This is a genomic window from Catenulispora sp. MAP12-49, assembly GCF_041262705.1.
Lineage (GTDB): Bacteria > Actinomycetota > Actinomycetes > Streptomycetales > Catenulisporaceae > Catenulispora.
Genome location: NZ_JBGCCP010000021.1, coordinates 32,686 through 50,628, shown reverse-complemented (window position 1 = coordinate 50,628; position 17,943 = coordinate 32,686). Strand labels below are relative to the sequence as shown.

2 protein-coding genes are annotated in these 17,943 nt (G+C 70.4%); both read right to left on the bottom strand.

The window, feature by feature from the left end:
* Nucleotides 1-724: 724 nt before the first annotated feature.
* Nucleotides 725-8,413 (bottom strand): SpvB/TcaC N-terminal domain-containing protein, encoded by a 7,689-nt coding sequence (locus ABIA35_RS31670; RefSeq protein WP_370360322.1) that lies wholly within the window; start codon nt 8,411-8,413, stop codon nt 725-727.
* Nucleotides 8,414-8,477: 64 nt separating this feature from the next.
* Nucleotides 8,478-17,891: a neuraminidase-like domain-containing protein gene (locus tag ABIA35_RS31665; RefSeq protein WP_370360321.1), complete on the bottom strand. Its 9,414-nt coding sequence runs from the start codon at nt 17,889-17,891 to the stop codon at nt 8,478-8,480.
* Between the last annotated feature and the right edge of the window lie 52 nt (nt 17,892-17,943).

The window sequence follows — 17,943 nt, the reverse complement described above, 5'->3', positions numbered from 1 at the left end:
ATCATCCCGGCCTGGCGGTATCAAGTCGGATCACACGCTGCTGTGGTCCGGTTTCGTCCGACTTGACACCGCCAGTCCGGAATGATTGGCAGAGCCCGCCGACAGCGACGAGGGATCCGGGACAACCCCACCTGTGGGAAGGGATCCCGCACTACCAGCTCGCCAGTCACCACCGCAGCGTGTGCGTCACCGAGTGGACCCGTCCACACCACAGGTGGGGTTGTCCCGGATTCCCCGTCGCTTCGGCGGGCGAAGCCAAGCAGGCCGGGCCGGTGGTGTCAAGTCGCTGATACTGGACCAACAGCTGGGCGATCCGACTTGATACCACCGGACCGGTCTGCTTCCGTCAGGCGCCGATGCGACGGGGAATCCGGGACAAACGCAACCACAAGCAGCGTCCGCCGCCTAGCAGCGCGACCCCCACTCCCCGGAGCGAGGCCGCTCGCCGCGCAGGCGCCGCCGGAGGCGCCGCCGGAGGCGCCCTTGACTGTCGCAGTAAACCCCACCACCTACCCAGACCATCAGCAGCCAACGCAACGCCGCCCACCACCCCACGACCGCGCCACCCGGCGGATCCCGCAAACCATGCGCGAAGCAGTAATAAGCTCCTAAAACCACTAGCCGACCGCACCAACACCCCCACGCCACCCCAACCCGGGACGCCCCCCATCGGTGGCGGCCGCGCGGGGCCGGCAGGTGCTCCGCCGACCCCGTCGCGCCGGCGCTACAGGAACAGGAGCAGCACCAGCAGGTCCGTGAGTTCGAGGCCCTCGCCCACCTCGGCGACCTCCACGATTGTCTCGGTTCCCTCGAAGATCTCCTCTGTCGTCGTCACCTCGGAGGAGGATTCGCCGAGGTAGTCGATCGCTTTGGAGGTGTCCTCGCCGGTCATGCCGAGGCCTTCGTCGTCGGTGACGATTTCGAGTTGGCCTTCGCCGAGTTCTGTCTGGGCTTCGGCGTTGACGTTGTAGTCCGGGTTGCGGAACTCGGCGGGGTTCTTGGTGAAGTCGTTCACGTGGTCGCCCGCCGCGTGGTCGACCTCGCTCATCAGGCCGAGGTTGCCGGACTCCGTCGCGGCCTGGGGGGTGCTGGACATCGACTCGCCGTGGGTGACCTCCCAGGCGGACTCCAGGCCTTCCTCCTCTTCCTCCAGGGTCACGAACTTGCCGGTCTCGGCGTAGCCCTCCGCGAGGTCCTGCGCCGTGTCGAGGCCGTAGCGGTCGATGAACTCCTCCACCTGCGGGGAGTGGATGCCCGACTCCATCGATTCCACCAGTTCTTCGCCGAACGTCTTCGAGGCCTGCCTGCGCAGCCAGTTCGCCACGCTGGAGGCGTACTTGTAGCCCCCGGAGGGGAGGAAGACGCCGGCGGCCATGACCGGGGTGCTCGTGCTGACGCTGGAGCTGGAACCAGAACTGGAGCTGGAGCTGGAACCAGATGAACTGGAGCTGGAGCTGGCCGGCGTGTAGTTCAAGGCATCCGAGGCGGAGCTCGTGTTCGCCGGCGTGTAGTTCAGCTCGTCCGAGGCCGAGCTGGTGTTCGCCGGCGTGTAGTTCAGCGTGTCCGACGACGAGCTCGTGTCCGCGGGCGTGTAGTTGAGCTCGCCGGCTCCCTCCACATTGCCCGCGGGCGTGTAGTTCAGATCCTCCCCGCCCGACGCCTGGCTGCTGGAACAGGAACAGACCTGGTCGTCATCCGGATCCCGGCCGGAGGCGTCGGTCCAGCGCACCGGATTGTCCCGGACGAACCGGTACAGGTTCGGCCCGTCCGTCAGTCCGGCGGGGTCCGGGCTGAGCCAGCGGGCGAGCCAGGGTACGTAGTAGCGCGCCGCGTTGTAGTAGAGCCCTGTCTCCGTATCGCGTTCCTGTCCCGTGTACCGGTAACGCTTAGGCGTTTCCACTCCGGTGCGGACGGCTTGGTACGCCGTCGTGCCATAAGGGTGGTACTCCTCATAGCTGATCACCTGGCCGCCCTCGTCCAGCTCCAGCACCGAGGAGTCCTGGTGGTCCGCGAGCTGGAATCGGATCAGCTCGGACGGCCCGGGATCGGTCCCGACCGTCCGCGTCTCGACCAGCGCCAGGCGCTGCTTGTCGTCGAAGACGTGCAGAGTCTCACGCTCCAGGGTCAGCGCGCCGTCCGGGCCGTATTCACGCAGGATCTCAAAGCCGCCCAAGTACAGCCGCTCGTGCTTCCTGTCCCCCGCGCGCCGCTCGGTCACCTTGCGAACCCGCTGGCCCGTCGCGTCATAGCCGTAGTAGGTCCGGTCGTGGCCGACCGCCGCGTCACCATGGCGGGACGTGGCGTGCAGCCGGTCCGCGTAGTCCCACCGCATGACCGGCAGCTCCGGCATGGACGTCGTGTTGCCCTGCTCGTCATAGCCGAGCCGGGGCACCGGAACCTCCGACCGTCCGGGGCCGGTGCCGGTGCCGGAGAGCCGGTTGCCCGACCGGCCGGGCTCCAGCAGGCTCGGCTCGTCGTACTCGTACGTCCTGCGCCAACTGCCGCGCGCCCGATCGGACGAGCGGTGCCTGACGAGCAGCGGGTTGCCCACCTCGTCATACGTGTACCGCTCGGTATACCGAGCCATCGCGGACCCGTCGCCCGGCTGCTCGGCGGCCGGAATCCCGGTCGCGCCCGACGGCACCGCCCGCGCAGGCATCGCGGTCTGTCCCAGATGCTCCCGGCCGGACGCCTCGACGAGCCGGTACAGCGCGTCATAGACGTACCGCGACGTCGGGCTGACCACCTGGTTGCGGAAGAACGTGTCCTGCTGTGCACGATCGCTGATCTGCGTCGGATTGCCGGCCGGGTCGTACGTGTACCGCAGGTCCTGCAAGCGCCGACGCCCGCGCAGCGTGACCAGCCGGACCAGGCGGAACGTCTGCGGATCGTACGAATAAGCAGTCGACGTCCCGTTGCCATGACGTACCAGCGTGCGCTGACCGCGCGCGTTGTACTCGATCTTCGCAGCGAACGTGGTCCCTGTGACGCTCCCGCGCAGCCGCGCGGCAAGGCTCTCCAGCCGCCCGGCGGCATCGTAAGCGGGCAGCTGAACACTGTCGTCCGGCGTCCTTAGGCTGATCGGCCGGTTCAGCGCGTCGTAACCAGAGGAAGAGGCATATGAGCGCGGCTCCATCGGCACGTCCGCCGACCAGTCCAGGGCGATACCCGCATAGGGCTGCGCGAGCTGTCGGGTCGAGCCGAGCACGTTCGCCTTGAAGTCATAGCCAGTGGTGACCGTGATGCCGACTCCGTCGTGCAACCGGGCCGCCCGGCCCCGCAGATTGCGCGCCTGCGCATCGCCGAGAGACTCGCCGTACTCGGTGACCTTCGTCAGTGCCCTGCCTTCGATATCCGGCCCTGCCACATATTGGCGTACGGGCCGATGCAGCACGTCATACTCGCTACGCACCTCGAAGTCCCGGGAGTCGCGAGCGTAGACAGGCTTGCCGAGCACGTCCGGCAGTTTCCGGCCCCCGCCGATGTCCATACCCGCACTGGCGATCGCGCCGCCGATCATCGCATAGCTGTAGCGCATGGCCGCCCGATCGAGCGCATCACGCACCTCGTGCTGGTTGCCTTGGATGTCGAGCAGGCCAAGCGTCCGGCAGTACTGATCGACCAGCTCGTCCTGCCCCGCCGCGGACACTCGGTTGTGCTCGACGACCAGGAACGTCCGCCCGAGCGCGTCGAACCAGCTCCGCGTCGGAGTGCCGGCGGCATGCCGAGCCGTCTGCTCAGCAGCCCGCTGCGCGGCTCGGCCGAGGTCCCCGCCGACGCGACGCGCGTACCACGTCGCCCAGCCGCCGGGCTGCTCACTGAGCCCTGCCAAATAGCGGCCCACGAAGGGGGCGATATCAGGATCCTCACGCGGATCGAGCAACACGGTGTCGGACGTGTCGTGGACATCGTTATGCCAGGGATCGAAGGTGGTCTTGCCATACCCTCCGTCCGGGGTGATCGTGGCCACCACCCGCTGGGCCGGATCGTAGAACACCACCGGGCTGACCCCGACCATGATCGCGAACTCGAACCCCGGTGTAGCCGTGAAGAACGGCTCGTAGGTACGGACCGCCTTGCCCTTGTTGTTGAACACGGTCCAGCCGCTGGCGATCCACCGGCGCTCAAGCTCTGGACCACCGGCGAACAGCGGGCCGGGAGCGGCCTGCCCCTTGCGCTGAATCTCGCGGCCGAACCCGTCGGAGTAGCTGAAGCGCGGTTGGAGCCTGGTCCGCTGCCCGGGCTCAAGATCGCTGACATGCGTTTCCCTGGCCAGCTGGGATACCCGCGCAGGCTGGTACCCGCCGCTGCGGCGGTAGCTGTCCGGATCGTAGAGCACGCGCATGGTCGCGCGACCGAGCAGCGCGTGCGCGTGGGCGAACGGGTCGGCGAAGTAGGCCTCGACGACCGCCGGCGACGGGTCGGCCTCGAAGCCGTCCAGGCTGTCGCCGAGCGCTTCCTCCGGCTTGCCCATCGTGGCGGTGCCGGCGACCCGGCCGAGCACGTCGAACGCCACCGCGCCCCGGTTGCGGTTCGCATCGCTGACCAGCCGCGGCGCGAGCACCCGGTAGTCGTTGCCGTCGGCGGTGATCTCGTCGGCCTCGTCGCGTTCGCCCGCGGTGACGAGATTGCCGAGGGCATCCCTGGTCTGCCGCACCAGCAGGTCGTACCGGTCGTAATCGACGCTCGTGACATTGCCGAACGCGTCGGCGTAGCGGCGCGGGAGGAAGAAGTGCCGCCGCGCGTAGTCCAGTTCGGCAGCCGCTCCGTCGGCCGACCCCGGGGAGTAGAACACCTTCCCGGACGGCAGCCACCAACTCCCGCTGTCACGCAGGTATCCGGCCCGCTCCAGCATCGCGGCGTCCACGGCGCCGCCATAAAGCTCCTCGACCAGGCTGTCCGTGAAAACCTGATGCCGACTGCGATACGGCAGCGCCAGGGATTCCAGCACGCCGAACGGCAGAGGCCCGGACAGGTCGTCGCGACGGTACAACACGACCGAGTGAGCGGTCAGCCGACGTACCGGCGCACCGGACAGCATCGCCGGATCGGCATCCCAGTCCTGGAACGGAATCTCGACCGCTATCGCGTTCAGCGCGTCCCGCAACTCCTCGAACCCGAACAGCCGCCGCGCCGGACGCGCCCCGACCACTTCGAAGGCGCGAACCGAGGCTGCTTGCGGCGTCCGGTGTGCGTCCGGCAGCTCGACCGCGTTGGTGTAGTCGCTGTCAGTGTGGACAAGGCGCTGCCGCGCCTGTGCAGCCTGATCGGCGGCCGTCAGCAAAGGATCGGGGTGAAGCCGGCCGTATGCCGCCGTCGCGCTCCGCAGCGGATTGCCGAAGTCGTCGATCGCCAGCACCAGGTCGTGCGTGATCCGCGGATCGGCGCGCAGTTCACCGTTCGCGACGCGGTACAGAGTGCGCTCGTATTGCGCGGTAACGCTTTCCCGGGCATGGGTGAGCAGCACCGCATGGTAGTTCTGCGGGCCGTCGGGAACCGGGGCGATGGCCGGTTGCAGCAGTTCGATGGTGTAGTTGTGCTCCGTCACCTGGTACGGCCGCGGCTCCGCCTCGCTTCCGTCGAGCGCGTACACCTCTGTCCGCAGCGGCAAGCCCTTCAGCGCCCGACACGCCTCCCTGGCCTCGGTCCGCGACAGCCGCCACGGGCGCGGCGCGTGCCCGGGCCGCCGGAGCGTGGTCGGCAGCGCGGTGTCCGGCAGGTCCGGGTCGCCGCCGCCGGGCTGGCGCCAGTAGTCCCGCGCGTACTGCCTGCTGATCCAGTGGTCGTCGGGGAACACTCCGGTGTGCATCCAGGTCCGGGTGAGGACCGGCGGCAGGTCCGTCGCAGAATCCTGGTTCATGAAGCTTCCGGAACCGGCCTCGAGCACGGCCAGCTCTTCGGTGTCCCACTGCTCGAGCATGCCGAACCCGCGGAACTCCCGCTCGAACCCGTCGAAGTAGCCCTGGTGGTAGGCGTGCCGCGTGGTGAACCTGGTCTGGTTGACCCGGTCGATGGTCTCGACCCGTTCCACCACGTGGACCGGGAACGGCAGCCGGGTGAGCCAGGGCCGGCCGGCTGCCTGGTCGGCGAGCGAGAATTGCGTGGACGGGCTGTACCGGACCACGGTCTCGGCGCCGAGGCTGTTGACGATGCCGGTGAGCAGATAGGGCTTGCCGGCGGCCATCAGATCGACGTACCGCACCTGCCGTCCGGCCTCGCCCGCCAGCGGCGAGGACCAGACCAGGCACGCCGTACCGTGGCCGAGCAGGTCCACGACCGTCACGTGGGCCAGCGTGTCCAGCCCGGGAAAGCCTTGCGGCAGCAGGTGGGGCGGCCCGTAGCCGTTGCCCGACCGGTTGAGGTACACCCGCACGCCGTCGACGCCCAGATAGATCAGGTCCGTGCAGCCGGTGCCGTCGACGTCGGCGAGCCGGACGCGGCGTTGGTCGAAGGAGCCCGGGTGGTCCAGCTGCGGACTGTCGTCCATCGTCACCTTGGCGCCGAACCGGCCGTAGCCGGTGTTCGGCCAGTAGCAGACCTCGCCGTCCCAGACCCGGATCAGGTCCGGAAGGCCGTCGCCGGTCATATCGCCGAGGTAGACGCTCTGCCCGGGGTCGGACAACACCAGACGCGGCCCGCGCTCCTCGCTCCACGGGTCGGCGCTGTAGCTCCGCCGCGCCGGCCCAAAGCCGTCCAGTCCCAGTGACGGGTACCAGGTGAACGCGCCGTCCCCGGTGATCAGCACGTCCGCGAGGCCGTCGCCGTCCAGGTCGACCAGGCGCAGGTCGGGGTCGTCCCAGGCGATGTTCGGGTGGGAGGGGAACGGACGGAACGGATGCCAGCCGTCGTCCCCAGCGCGCTCGTAGTACCCGGCCAGCGGACCCTCGAGCTCGGTGAACTCCAGACGCCCGTCCCCGGACAGGTCGAGCAGCCGCTCCTGACCCTCCGCCCCGACAGCCCCGACCGAGGCGGGCTGCGTGGCCAGCAGCCGGGAGGGCGTGAACCGGCCCTCACCGAGATTTTGCCGGTAGTACCAGGCGCTCCCCTGCTTGGCCAGGACGCCTGTCAGGCCCTCGCCGTCGAGGTCGACCCACTGATAGGCCGAGCCGTCCACGCCGAAGGGGAGTTCGGCCAGCGTCTGCGGACTCAGCGTACGGACTTCGCTCCCGACCGCGGGTCTGCTGTAGCTGAGTTCGAGCGGCGGCAGTGAGCGGGACAGACAGCCGCCGTCGTGCCGCCGGTAGCCGGTGTGCGTGACCGCCGCGATGGTCGTCATACCGCTGCCGCCGGTGTCGGCGTAGGCCAGGTCGGTGGAGGCGACCAGGCAGTCCGCGCCGACTTCCGGTTCGTCGGGGAAGTGGTGGAACATCAACACGCGGTGACACCGGCGGTAGGTACGGACCTCGAAACCCGCCCGGCTGTTGGAGAACGGGTCGGGGCGGACCGGCCAGGGCCGGTCCGGTGCCGGCATCGGGCTGTCGGCGCGGTGGTCGCCGTAGTCGAACACCACTTCGAACAGCCAGTCGCTGCGCCGGTCGTGGTCGGCGCGCAGGGCTGCGACATCCGGCCACCACGGCTCGGTGTTGCCGTAGCGGATGCGCTTGAGATACCGGTTCGCCGATCGGGAACGCTCGGTGCGGTTCTGCTCGCTCGGCAGCGTGGTGTCGACGCCGACACTGTCCTCGGTCCCGTACTCGTACCGGGAGACGCTTCCGGTGTCGTCGTGGGTCGCGCAGATCAGCCAGCTGAACACGCGGGACGGATCGGCGGGGTCGGAGATCCGGCTCTCCGTGGTAGCACCGTAGAAGGTGGTCACGTTGGCGCTGGACATCGTGCGCCAATGCGTCTCGCCGGTGGCCCGATCACGCCAGCGCTCGATGCGCGAGAACAGCCCTTCGATCCGGGGCCGGTAGCCCTGGACCAGGTAGTCCCGGCCGCCCTCGGAGCGGCGGGTCGGCGTCTGGCGCCAGGTGCCGTCCTGCTCGGTCCGGATCGGCACCAGGTCTTCGGAGCCGGACAACAGGAACGTGTCCTCGTCCGGGTCGTCCTGGAAGTGGGGAAGTCCCCGGTTAGTCTTCCGGGTGATCGCCGGCAGCGCCACGGTCCAGCCCAGCCCGAACGGACCGTTGCCGCTGCCCGAGTCGTAGGACAGGCTCAGCGACGGCCCGGAACCCGCCCGGCCCGAGCTGGTCGTCACCGGGATGGTCAGGGTTCCGGTCCCGGTCGCGGCGCCGGCCGAGAACTTCTCCCCGATGTCGGTGACGGCTCCGCCGCCTTTCGGCAGGGTCACCGCAGGCGGTGGCGGCGGACCGCCGGGAGCCGGCTGCCACCCGCTCGCCGCGTCGGCGGACGCGTAGTCGCTGCCGGACGGCGCCGACCCCTGCGTCGGCGATGACGACGACGCCGCTGACATTGACGCTGAAGCTGACGACGACGCCGGTGACGACGACGTTTCGGAGCCGAAGGCGTCCCTGACCTCACTCACATCCGCACCCGCAGTCCCGCTCGCGCTCCTCGCCGCACCGCGGCCGACACTGCGCGGTGTAGCCGGCCAGCAGGTACGCGGAGCAGATCTCGCCGACGTGCTCGGGGAAGTCGAGCGTGAACAGGACCTCGGACCCCGCTCTGGGGACGGGACTGATCGGGGTGGCGCGCAGGTCGACCACGCCGAAGAACAGGCCCGGCCACGCACGGGAGGCGACGCAGGTCACGTCCTGCACGGCATCGCGGTCGGCCCGGTCGTCGTGCTCGTTCTCCACCGGCCGGAAGCGCACCAGGTGGTGGCTGCCCGGATCGGCGTCCGGCGCGGCGAACAACAGCATCAGCTTGTCCACGTGGCGCACCCGCTTGCCCTGGACGAAGGGGAAGTGCGCGGCGCTCAGGCTCGGTCGCAGCTCCCTGCATCTCCCCTCCTCCCACCGCCGCGGACGCAGCGCGGCCCACGCGTCCGGGAAGTCGTGGCGGACGTCGAACAGCCGCACGCCGTCGCCGGGCAGCCGGTCCCGGCTGTCCGCGGCCGCGGCCTTGCGCAACGCGTCGCCGCCTTCGCGCGCCGTGTAGTCCACGCGCAGCACCAGATCGGTGATCGAGTCGAAGTCGAACTGGTTGTTCTCCCGGGGCAGCTCGATGCGCCACCGACTGACCGCGCCGGCGAACTCGAAGGGCAGGTAACGCTCGTCCCGGAAGTTCAGCTCGAACATGCCGGTGTCGTTCTGCCCGGTCGAAGTCGCGATGGCATCGGTCGCCGCGAACGAACGGACGATGCGCGGGTCGCCCGGGATCGGGCGGTAGCCCTCGGCGTCGCCGTGCGGCTCGTCCCCGCCGCAGCGGCAGTCGCAGTCACAGTCACCGCGCGAATCAGCATGCGTACAGCAACGCTCCACCGGTCCGTGCAGCCGGGGATCGATGCGCGTCTGGCTGCCCACGAGCGTCAGCCGGCAGTGGACGCCGGTGTACGCGGGGACGACGCAGGGGACGGTCACCGAGACGTTCTTGATGCTGCGCAGGTAGTGACCCGGGTAGTCGAGGTCGAACATCCACTCCGGGATCTCGATCTCGCACTCCCCGTCGGTCTTGAGTTTCACCAGGGCCAGCGGGAAGTCACGCCGCAGGGAGATGTGCTTGGTCAGCTCGTACTCGCGCCGGTTGCGGTCCAGATAGGTCTTCTCCATGCGGCGCAGCGCGGTCTCCAGGCGCTCGCCGGCGAGCAGGCCCTCGTGCAGGTCGTCCCAGAGCTCGCCCTCGACGAACCGCTCGGCGGTGTGGCCGCGCTCCAGGTTGAACGCCCGCTCGGCCTGCCGTGCCAGGTCCACGGCCAGTTCGTAGACCTGGCGGTAGAGCGTGGCGGTCTGGCGCTGGTGGAACAGGTACAGCGCGTGGTTGGTGAACTTGTCGCGCAGGAAGTCCTCGGTTTCCTTGGCCTGCTCGATCATCACCTGCTGGATGTTCAGCTCGCGCAGCGCGGCGTCCGAGCGCCGCTCCGCGCCGAGGATCTCGCGGATCAGCCGCTCGATCTCGATCGTGTAGATGTCGATCTCGTGCCGCCACTCGGCCAGCCGGCGGTCCCAGCCGCCCTCGGTCAGCGCCAGGTTCGCGCCGCCGAAGAGGTCCTGCGCCAGGAACCCCAGCCCTTGGCCGGCGGAGTTGAAGAAGTTGGTGAAGCTGGAGCCGGTCATCGGGATCTTGACGAAGTCCACGGTGCCGACATAGGCGTCCGGGATCACGCCGCCGATCTGCGCGATCATCTCGAACACCTGGGCCGCCACCTCCAGCCCGATGCCGACTCCGGTCAGGTCGACGTACAGGTTCTCGTTGCTGTTCAGGCCGCCGTCGACCAGGCCGGTGTAGTAGGCGAGCTGGTTGTGCGCGCTGAGCTTGGCCTGCTTCAGCGCCTGGACCTGCCAGTCGGCGTCGCGCCACTGGTCCTTGCGGACGGCCAGCGACAGGGTCTGCACCTGCCGTTCCTGCCCGGCCCGCAGCGCGGCCAGGTACTCCGCGTCGCCCTTCTCATAGGCGGCCAGCAGCGCGCCGCCGAAGGCCCGCACCTCGCCGGCCATCTCCAGCGCCTTGCCGATCAGGAACTGGAAGCGGTAGGGACTCGGCGGGCAGCATGCGGTGTCGCAGCAGCCTGAATCAGCCGTCTTCCAGCCGTCGCGGACTGGATTGTCGCCCCAGAAGGAGCGGGAGTCGCGGTCCTCGGCGTAGCGGCGGCGCCGGAGGTTGTCGCGCTCGTGGATCAGCGTCAATCGGTCGCGGACCCGCTCGTACACCGAGACCAACCGGGGGTTGAGGCGAGGGCTCAGCGGCGTGAAGTCTCCGATGGTCTGCACCGGGTTCTGTGCCGGACCCAGCACGACGGTCCGCGGCATCGGGCCGAGGATCCGGTCGGCGGCGTCCAGGACGGTGCGAGCCATCGCGGAGGATTCCAGAGAACCTCCCGACTCCACCGATGCGCAGTCGCGATGCGCGCCGAGGAGCCTGTCGCCCCAGTCGAGCAGTGTCTCCAGTTGGGCCAGGATGCTCGCGCGGCGGCGGGCCACGGTCGGCGTGGGCGGGGTGTTCTGACAGCAGGCGTCGTTCACCTCGGTGGCGTCCGGAGCTCCATCGGCCGCGCCGTTCGGTGGCGGCTGGTTCCGGTTCGGGCACTGACTCCACTCGTTGTCGCCGGTGAACGGGTCGTAGTACAGCCGGTACCAGTCCAACGCCGCTTCGAATCGGCAGTGCGCACGCAGCGCGTCCGCCACTGCCGCAGCCGGTGCGAAGGACGAGAGCGGCAGCAGCGGCGCACCCGGGCTGAAGTACACGAAGAACGGATAGGCGGCCAGCCCGCCGAAGGCGCTTGTCCCCGGCATCGGCGCCGGCAGCAACACCGGATCCGGCGCGGTGACCACCAACGGCAGGAGCACCGCGTCGTCGTCGGCCAGGTCGTAGCGCCAGCCGGTCTCGGGGGTCCAGCCGGTGTAAGCAGCCTGCCAAGCGAACCCTGTGCCGCCCTCGAAGGCGGGGATGGTACCCGTTCCGCCCGAGCCGTCATCGACCCGGAAGACCAGCGAGTCGGCGCGCCGTCCGCGAAGTTCGAGGGTCGGCGGCCCGCCGGGGTCGCCGAGTTGTGCGGGATCGAGCGCCACGCCCTGGCTGGAGCGGCGCAGTTCGCCGAACTCCCCGTTGTGGACGCGGCTCCAGTGCAGGTGCACCATCGGCTGCGGGTCCCAGGCCAGCAGCTTCGGGAACTGCGCCGGGTTCTCCCAGTCGGAGTCGTCGTCGGTGGCGCCGAAGCGGTCGGCGTCCTGGGGGTCGGGGAGGTCGTAGTACTCGGCTTCGGCGAGCCAGAAGTAGTACTCGTCGACGCACGGAGGGTGGATCGCTCCGCACTGCGCGCAGCAGGGCCCTGATCCGTCTTCGACCGCCAAGGCCGAGGCGCCCGCGGGCTCGCCGGCCGCCGCCACCCGCAGGAACCGGACGCCGAGCCGGACCGCGGCCTCGATCCAGTACGGCAAGGGGTTCGCGTCCGCCGGAGGCGGGACCACCACGGCTGCGGCGCCGTCGGCGACGTCGGCTACGTCAGGATGCTGATTGCGGTCGCGCGGCTGCCCGCCGGTCGGGTCGCCCTGCTGCGGCGTCGGCGGCTGCTTCGTCGTCAGCAGCGCCAACCACGACGGCCGCGCCGCCCGGTCCGGACGCCCGAGCAGGCCGAACGCCTCGGCCGGGACAGCGGCGGCCGACACCGAGGACGGATCCGCGGCGACGGGCAGGTGCAGCGTCGAAGGCTGTCGCGCTTGCAGCACCGGCAGCCCGGGATGCGACGGCGGCTGCGGTGCGGTCCAGTACTGGATCCCGGCCGGAATCGGGATGGTCAGCGCGTGGTCGCGCAGTTCGTGTTCCAGGAACCGGAAGCCCTCATCTCGGCGCGCGGCCTCGAGTTCGGACCACTCGATCGCGTTCTCCGGGTACAGCTCGCGCCGTCGGCAGGCCTGCCAGCAGCGGAACGAGGCGAACCGGCCGTCCCAGAGTTCGAGGAACGGCGCGGGCAGCGTCGTGCCGGGCTCCAGACGCAGCCGGGCACGCCGCACGAACGCCTGCACGGCGGTGATCGCGTCCTCGATCCGGCTCGCCCGCTCCCCCGGCCCGGCCTCGACGTCGAGCAGCAGCAGATCGGAGAGGTCCTGCGGCCGGGCCGCGAACGCCGGGACCGGCCAGGGCAGGGACACCCGGTCCAGGCCGCACAGATAGGCCAGCAGCGCACGCCGGGCCCGTTCCCGCAGTCCGTCGTCCAGGGCGCGCAGGTCGCGATACCGGTGCGGGCCCCCGGATTCGAGCATGCCGTCCTGGACGAACGCGGTGAGCAGGTCGTTGCCGGACGGCGATCCGGCGGAGGGATCGGCGGCGGCCCACAACGCGGGCATGGCGCTGCCGATCGGCTCGCCGACGCGGCGGGCCTCGACGGCGCGGGCCCACAGTTCGGCGTGGAAGCAGCGCACCGGCCAGCGTTCGTCGAGCAGGTTCTCGGCGGTCAGTTCCGGCTTGCCCAACAAGGCTTGCAGGCCGTCGTAGGTCTGCACCAGGTCGTTGTGGTCGAGTTCGACATGCAGGTGCGGGGCGAGCTGCAGGACGTCGGCCGAGCCGGCCTCGCCCGCGTCCTGGAACAGCCGCCACAGGCCGCCGCGACGCCGATGGCCCCGGGGTGCGTTCTCCCCGCGCAGGCGCGCGTAGTCGAACAGCCGCTCCCACCAGTCGAAGAGCGCGGCCTGCCGGCCCAGTGTCGGCGCGACGCGTTGGTCGTCGGCCGGCGCCGGGGGCAGGTAGGGGTCGGTGACCGGCAGGAAGTCGAGGTCGAACCAGGCGGGCTGGGCGACGAAGCCGCCGCCGCTCCGGCGGAACGCGGCCCCGGCGAAGTGGTCGGGGTGGTCGATCCGGTATCCGAGCTCTGATTGCCCGTCCTCGTGGCGGCGCGCAGACAGCTCGAAGCGGTCGGTGAGGCGCAGCGCCAGGAACGCTCGCTGGTAGGTGCGCCGGATGTCGCGCAGCGTCGAGGGGTACCGGCCGTCGATCGCGGCGCGGGCGGCTTCGGAGTCCAGATCGAGGTCGGCGCCGAGGGTTCCGGTCTTGGCGGCGATGAACAGCCGGCTGCGCGGGACCGTCACCAGTTCCTCGCCGGTGTCCGGGCCGGCGTACTTGAGCTGGAAGCCGGTGTGCTGGGGACGGAGGTCGTCCGGCTGCCGGAATCCGGGCGCGGGTCGCTGGAACTCCACGGTGATCGTGTAGGCGCCGCGCCGCATGTCGAGTTCGGTGTGGTGCGCGGTGTCCGGCTGTCCGGCCCAGCCGTGGCTGAGCAGGAGCCAGGTGCGCGGACCGCGTTCGAGCCGGATCCGCCAAGCGTCGTACTCGGCGCGTTCGAAGTCGGGGTGCTCGTCCTCGGCGGTGGGCGCCCCGGCGGCGAAGCGGTGGCGGCCGCCGCGCTCGATCAGCAGGACGCCGGTCCAGGCGACGGTATGGCCCTTAGCGCCGCCCAGGAGCCGGTCCGACTCGTCGGAGAAGGCCAGGCCGTTCTTGACGGTGACGTTGACGCCGGCCGGGGTGCTCGCGTCCAGGGCCGGGAGCAGGGTCGGAAGCGGGCTGTTCCGGTGGTCTCGGATGTGGCCGAACGCGTCGAGTCCGCCGGAGGTCTCGCGCCACAGCGTGCTTCCGTCAGGGGTCGAATACTCGGTCAGCAGGCCGGTCCCGCACAGTCCCAGCAGCGCGGCGAACGCCCCGCCGGTGGCCTGGGGCCAGGTGAGCGGCGGGGGCGAGCCGTCGGGCTGCTCCCACGGTGCGGTGGCGGCGTTCTCGTCGGCGTGCAGCGACTTCAGGACCAGCCAGGCGCGGTCGAAGGATTCGCGCTCGCGGTCCTTGTCGCGGTCCTCGTCGCGGTGTTCGTCGTGATGCGGGTCCGGGTCGGCGTGATGTGCCAGGTGCTCGGCGATGATGCGGCACCGCTTGCGGGCCAGGACGAAGGCGTGCTGGAAGTAGTGCCACCGCGCGTGCTCGTCGCCGTGCTGGATCAGGTGCCGGTCGGCGTCGGCGAGGTCGGGGAACAGGAACCCGAGGGCCGCCAGGTCGGCACGCGGCTGCCAGTACAGTTCCTGGACCGCCAGCACCTCGCTGTCCCCGGCGGCGCCGTCCTTGAGCTGCCGCAGCCGGGCCAGCGACTTCAGCACGTTCTCGTCGGACAGCGGCAGGTCGGTCCACAGGTTCGCGGTGGCGGCGTCGTAGTGGAAGGCGCCGTCGGGGTCGCCGTTCCACATGCCCGGGGTCGTGCTGCCGATGCTCAGAGGGCTGAGATAGCGGCGCTGGACCGGCGTCACCGGCTGACCCTCGCGCTCCAGGACGTGCGGGAACGCGTGCCGGGCCAGGGACGTCAGCGGATCGCTGGAGCCGCTCGGGGCGTATCCGAACTCCTCGGCCAGCGCGCTCTGGATCCGCGGCCAGGTCCAGCGGTCCAGGTCGTCGCCGTCCACCTCGGCTTCGAGCAGTCGTCTGCGCAGCGCCCACAGCGAGTGTCCCCGACCGTCGTCGGGCAGCTCCAACGGGTCGTCCTCGGCGTCGCCGGCGGACTGCGGCAGGAAGGGGTCATCGCCGCTGACGTCGGTCCCGGAGCACAGCAGCTCGAGCTCGCCGACGGTGAAGGACGAGGCGTCGATCTTCGCCAGCACCTCGACGAACCGCAGGGTGCGGGTCGGCGTGGCGTGCCAGGTGTCGGTCGCGACGGTCGGGTCGAAGCCGGCCAGGACCGACAGCCCGTCCAGGACCGCCGGTTCCAGCTTGACGTCCTGCGTGTCGTGGCGCGGACGGTGGTGGACCCGGACGGCGTACTCCTGCAACCGGTCGAGCAGTTCGCCGACCGCCCAGGCCCAGTCATCGGGCGCGGCGTTCGGGTCCCAGAGGGCGAGCAGGCGAAGCCGGATCTGACCGCCGAACAACTGCTCGGTGTCAGAGTTCTGGATCGCGACCTCGCCGAGCGGCAGGCAGAGCAGGTCGCGGAGCATCTGGAAGGCGGCCAGTTGCTCGATGAAGTTCGGGTTCAGGGTTCCGTCGGTGTCGAACAGGCCCAGGACCGTGCAGATGTCGGCAAGTTCGGCGAAGGTGTAGCCGCCGCAGCGCTGCTTCTTGAGCTTGCGCCACAGGCGGATGAACACGGCCAGCTGGCCGAGCGCGGTGGCAGTCGGCGAACCATTGCCGTCGCCGTTGCCGTCGCTGGAGTCAGAGCCCTGAGGGAACCGAAGCCAGATCTTGTCGAGGTAGCACGGCGGGCAGTTGTCGAAGCCGCCACCGCCTTCCCGATCGCCCTCGCGGTCGCCGCGCCAGAAGGGAACGAAGCCCGAGCGCCACAGATCGACGAAGTCGCAGTAGTCCAGGCCGGTGCGCTTCAGGAACTCGCCGAGAATGACAGTGGTCTGCGTCCAGTCGCCGCTCTGCGTCGACTGCTGCGCGAAGCCGTACAGGGTCCAGGCATCGATCGGCGTCGTGAACAGCGCGTCGGCCTCGGCCGGATCGATGTCCAGGTACTCGACCGCGATATCGCGCCGCACCGGGAACCGCCACAGCGTGCTGTCGAATCCGGCGGGGTCGGTGGTGTCGAGCACGAATCCGGTGATCTGCGCGCGGAAGTGCCGCAGCAGCTCGAACCGGTCGGTGCCCAGCTCGCGCAGGTGCGAGCGCGAAACGTCGAGCGGCTGGCTGTACGGCAGCTCGGGGCTGGAGAAGTCGGACGCCAGCGCCGCGTAGCCGCTCGGCTCGGCCACCGGGCTGGCCGGCGAGGAGAATTCGGGCAGCGCGCGGAACAGCGTCGCGGCCTCGTGGCGGAACGGCGGTCCGGGCTCGCTCTCGGCTCCGGGCGGTGCGAGGCGGTGGTCGCGCACAGAGGACACGGCGGTGTCGTGGACCACGCCGCCGACCCCGGTCGCGGTGCCGCCGCCGGCCACCACCGCGGCGGCCAGGTGCTCCAGGCTCTCGGTCACCAGATCGACGAGCGGGATCGGGGTGACGAGATTCGCCGCGTCGGCTTGCAGGGCGGCCAGATCACCGCGCCGGTTCTTCAGCAGCGTGCCGAAGTCGGCCCCGGACGGCGACACCGGCTGCGCGCAGGTGGAGTCCGGGCCAGCCTTCAGCAGTTCGCTGAGATAGGCCACCGGGCCCAACGGCGACAGCTCTTCCGGCGGAATGCAGTCCGTCAGACAGCCGTCGGCGTTGACCGGGACAAACGGTCCCGGCGACCCACTGGGCGGCGTCAGGCTGCCGCCGGCCGCCGTCCAGATCGCGCCGGCCCACTGATGGGCCACCGAGCCGGCCACCGCGGTCTGGAAGTCGGCCTCGTCCAGCGCCGTGATGGCGTCCTTGCCGGTGAAGCCGCGGGTGTACAAGGCCTCGATGATGGAGAACTGGAGGCTCGCGGCGTTGGCGGACGCCGCCGGGATCAGCCCGTCGGTCACCGCGGCGAGCTCGCCGATGCTCTTCACGGCCGCGGCCAGCCAGGCCGCCGCGTCGGCGTCGTCGGGGAAGACCGCCGCGATCGCCGTCTGGGCGGCCGCGTCGTCGGGCGCGCTGGTCCCGAAGGTGAACGCGGTCCCGGTGCCGTTGTAGTACTCGATGAGGAACGCCTGCAACGGGTCGAAGCCGTAGCGGTCGAGCTGCGGCGCGCTGCCCGGGGTGAGGACGACGTCGGACGGCGTGGTGGTGCCGACACTGTAGAAGTGCTGCAAGGTGCGCAGGAACGCCCGGATCCGGTCCGGCACCGAGACCGTCGCGCCGGGCGGGCTGGTCGAGGCGGGCAGGAACTGCGGGTGCGCGGTCAGGAACGCGGTCCACTCGTCAGCGGTGACGGCGGCCAGTCCGTCGGCGTCGGTGACGCCGAGCCCGCCGTTGCCCGGCGGTGTGCCGAGCGGCTGCTGGACCGCCGCGACCAGGTCGCTGAGCGTCGTGGCCGGCGCGACGTCGTCGAATCCGGTCAGCGCGCACAGGATCAGCCGGAGCTGGCCGCGCCGGTTGGCGGCCTTGGCCGCCGCGCTGCCGGTGGTGAGCAGCGCGCTCCACAGCGTCGCGTCCGGTTCGGTACTGGCCAGCCAGGCGGTGACCAGCTTCACCGGGTCGCCGATCGGGCCGATCTTGCACGGCGGATCGGTGCCCCGGGTCCCGGCCAGCGCGATGATCCGGCGCGCCGCCTGCAGCGGCGTGATCAGGCCGCTGACATCGATGGTGCCGTCGTCGATGGCCTGCTGGAACAGGTCGACGAGCGCGGACTCGGACTTGCCGCCGGCGATCGTCAGCCGGGTGGCGGCGTCGATGGTGGCCGGCATGGTGCTGCCGAGCGCGTAGAAGTACTCGGCGGGAACCTCGAAGCTCGGCGTCAGCCCTGGCATGGCTGCCCCTCATGGTCGCTCAGCCGGAGCGCCTCGGGCGGCGGCGGGCCGG

What these genes read in the sequence shown, in the direction of transcription:
- ABIA35_RS31670 (WP_370360322.1), bottom strand. Translation starts at nt 8,413, where the DNA reads ATGTCAGCGGCGTCGTCGTCATCGCCGACGCAGGGGTCGGCGCCGTCC.
- ABIA35_RS31665 (WP_370360321.1), bottom strand. Translation starts at nt 17,891, where the DNA reads ATGCCAGGGCTGACGCCGAGCTTCGAGGTTCCCGCCGAGTACTTCTAC.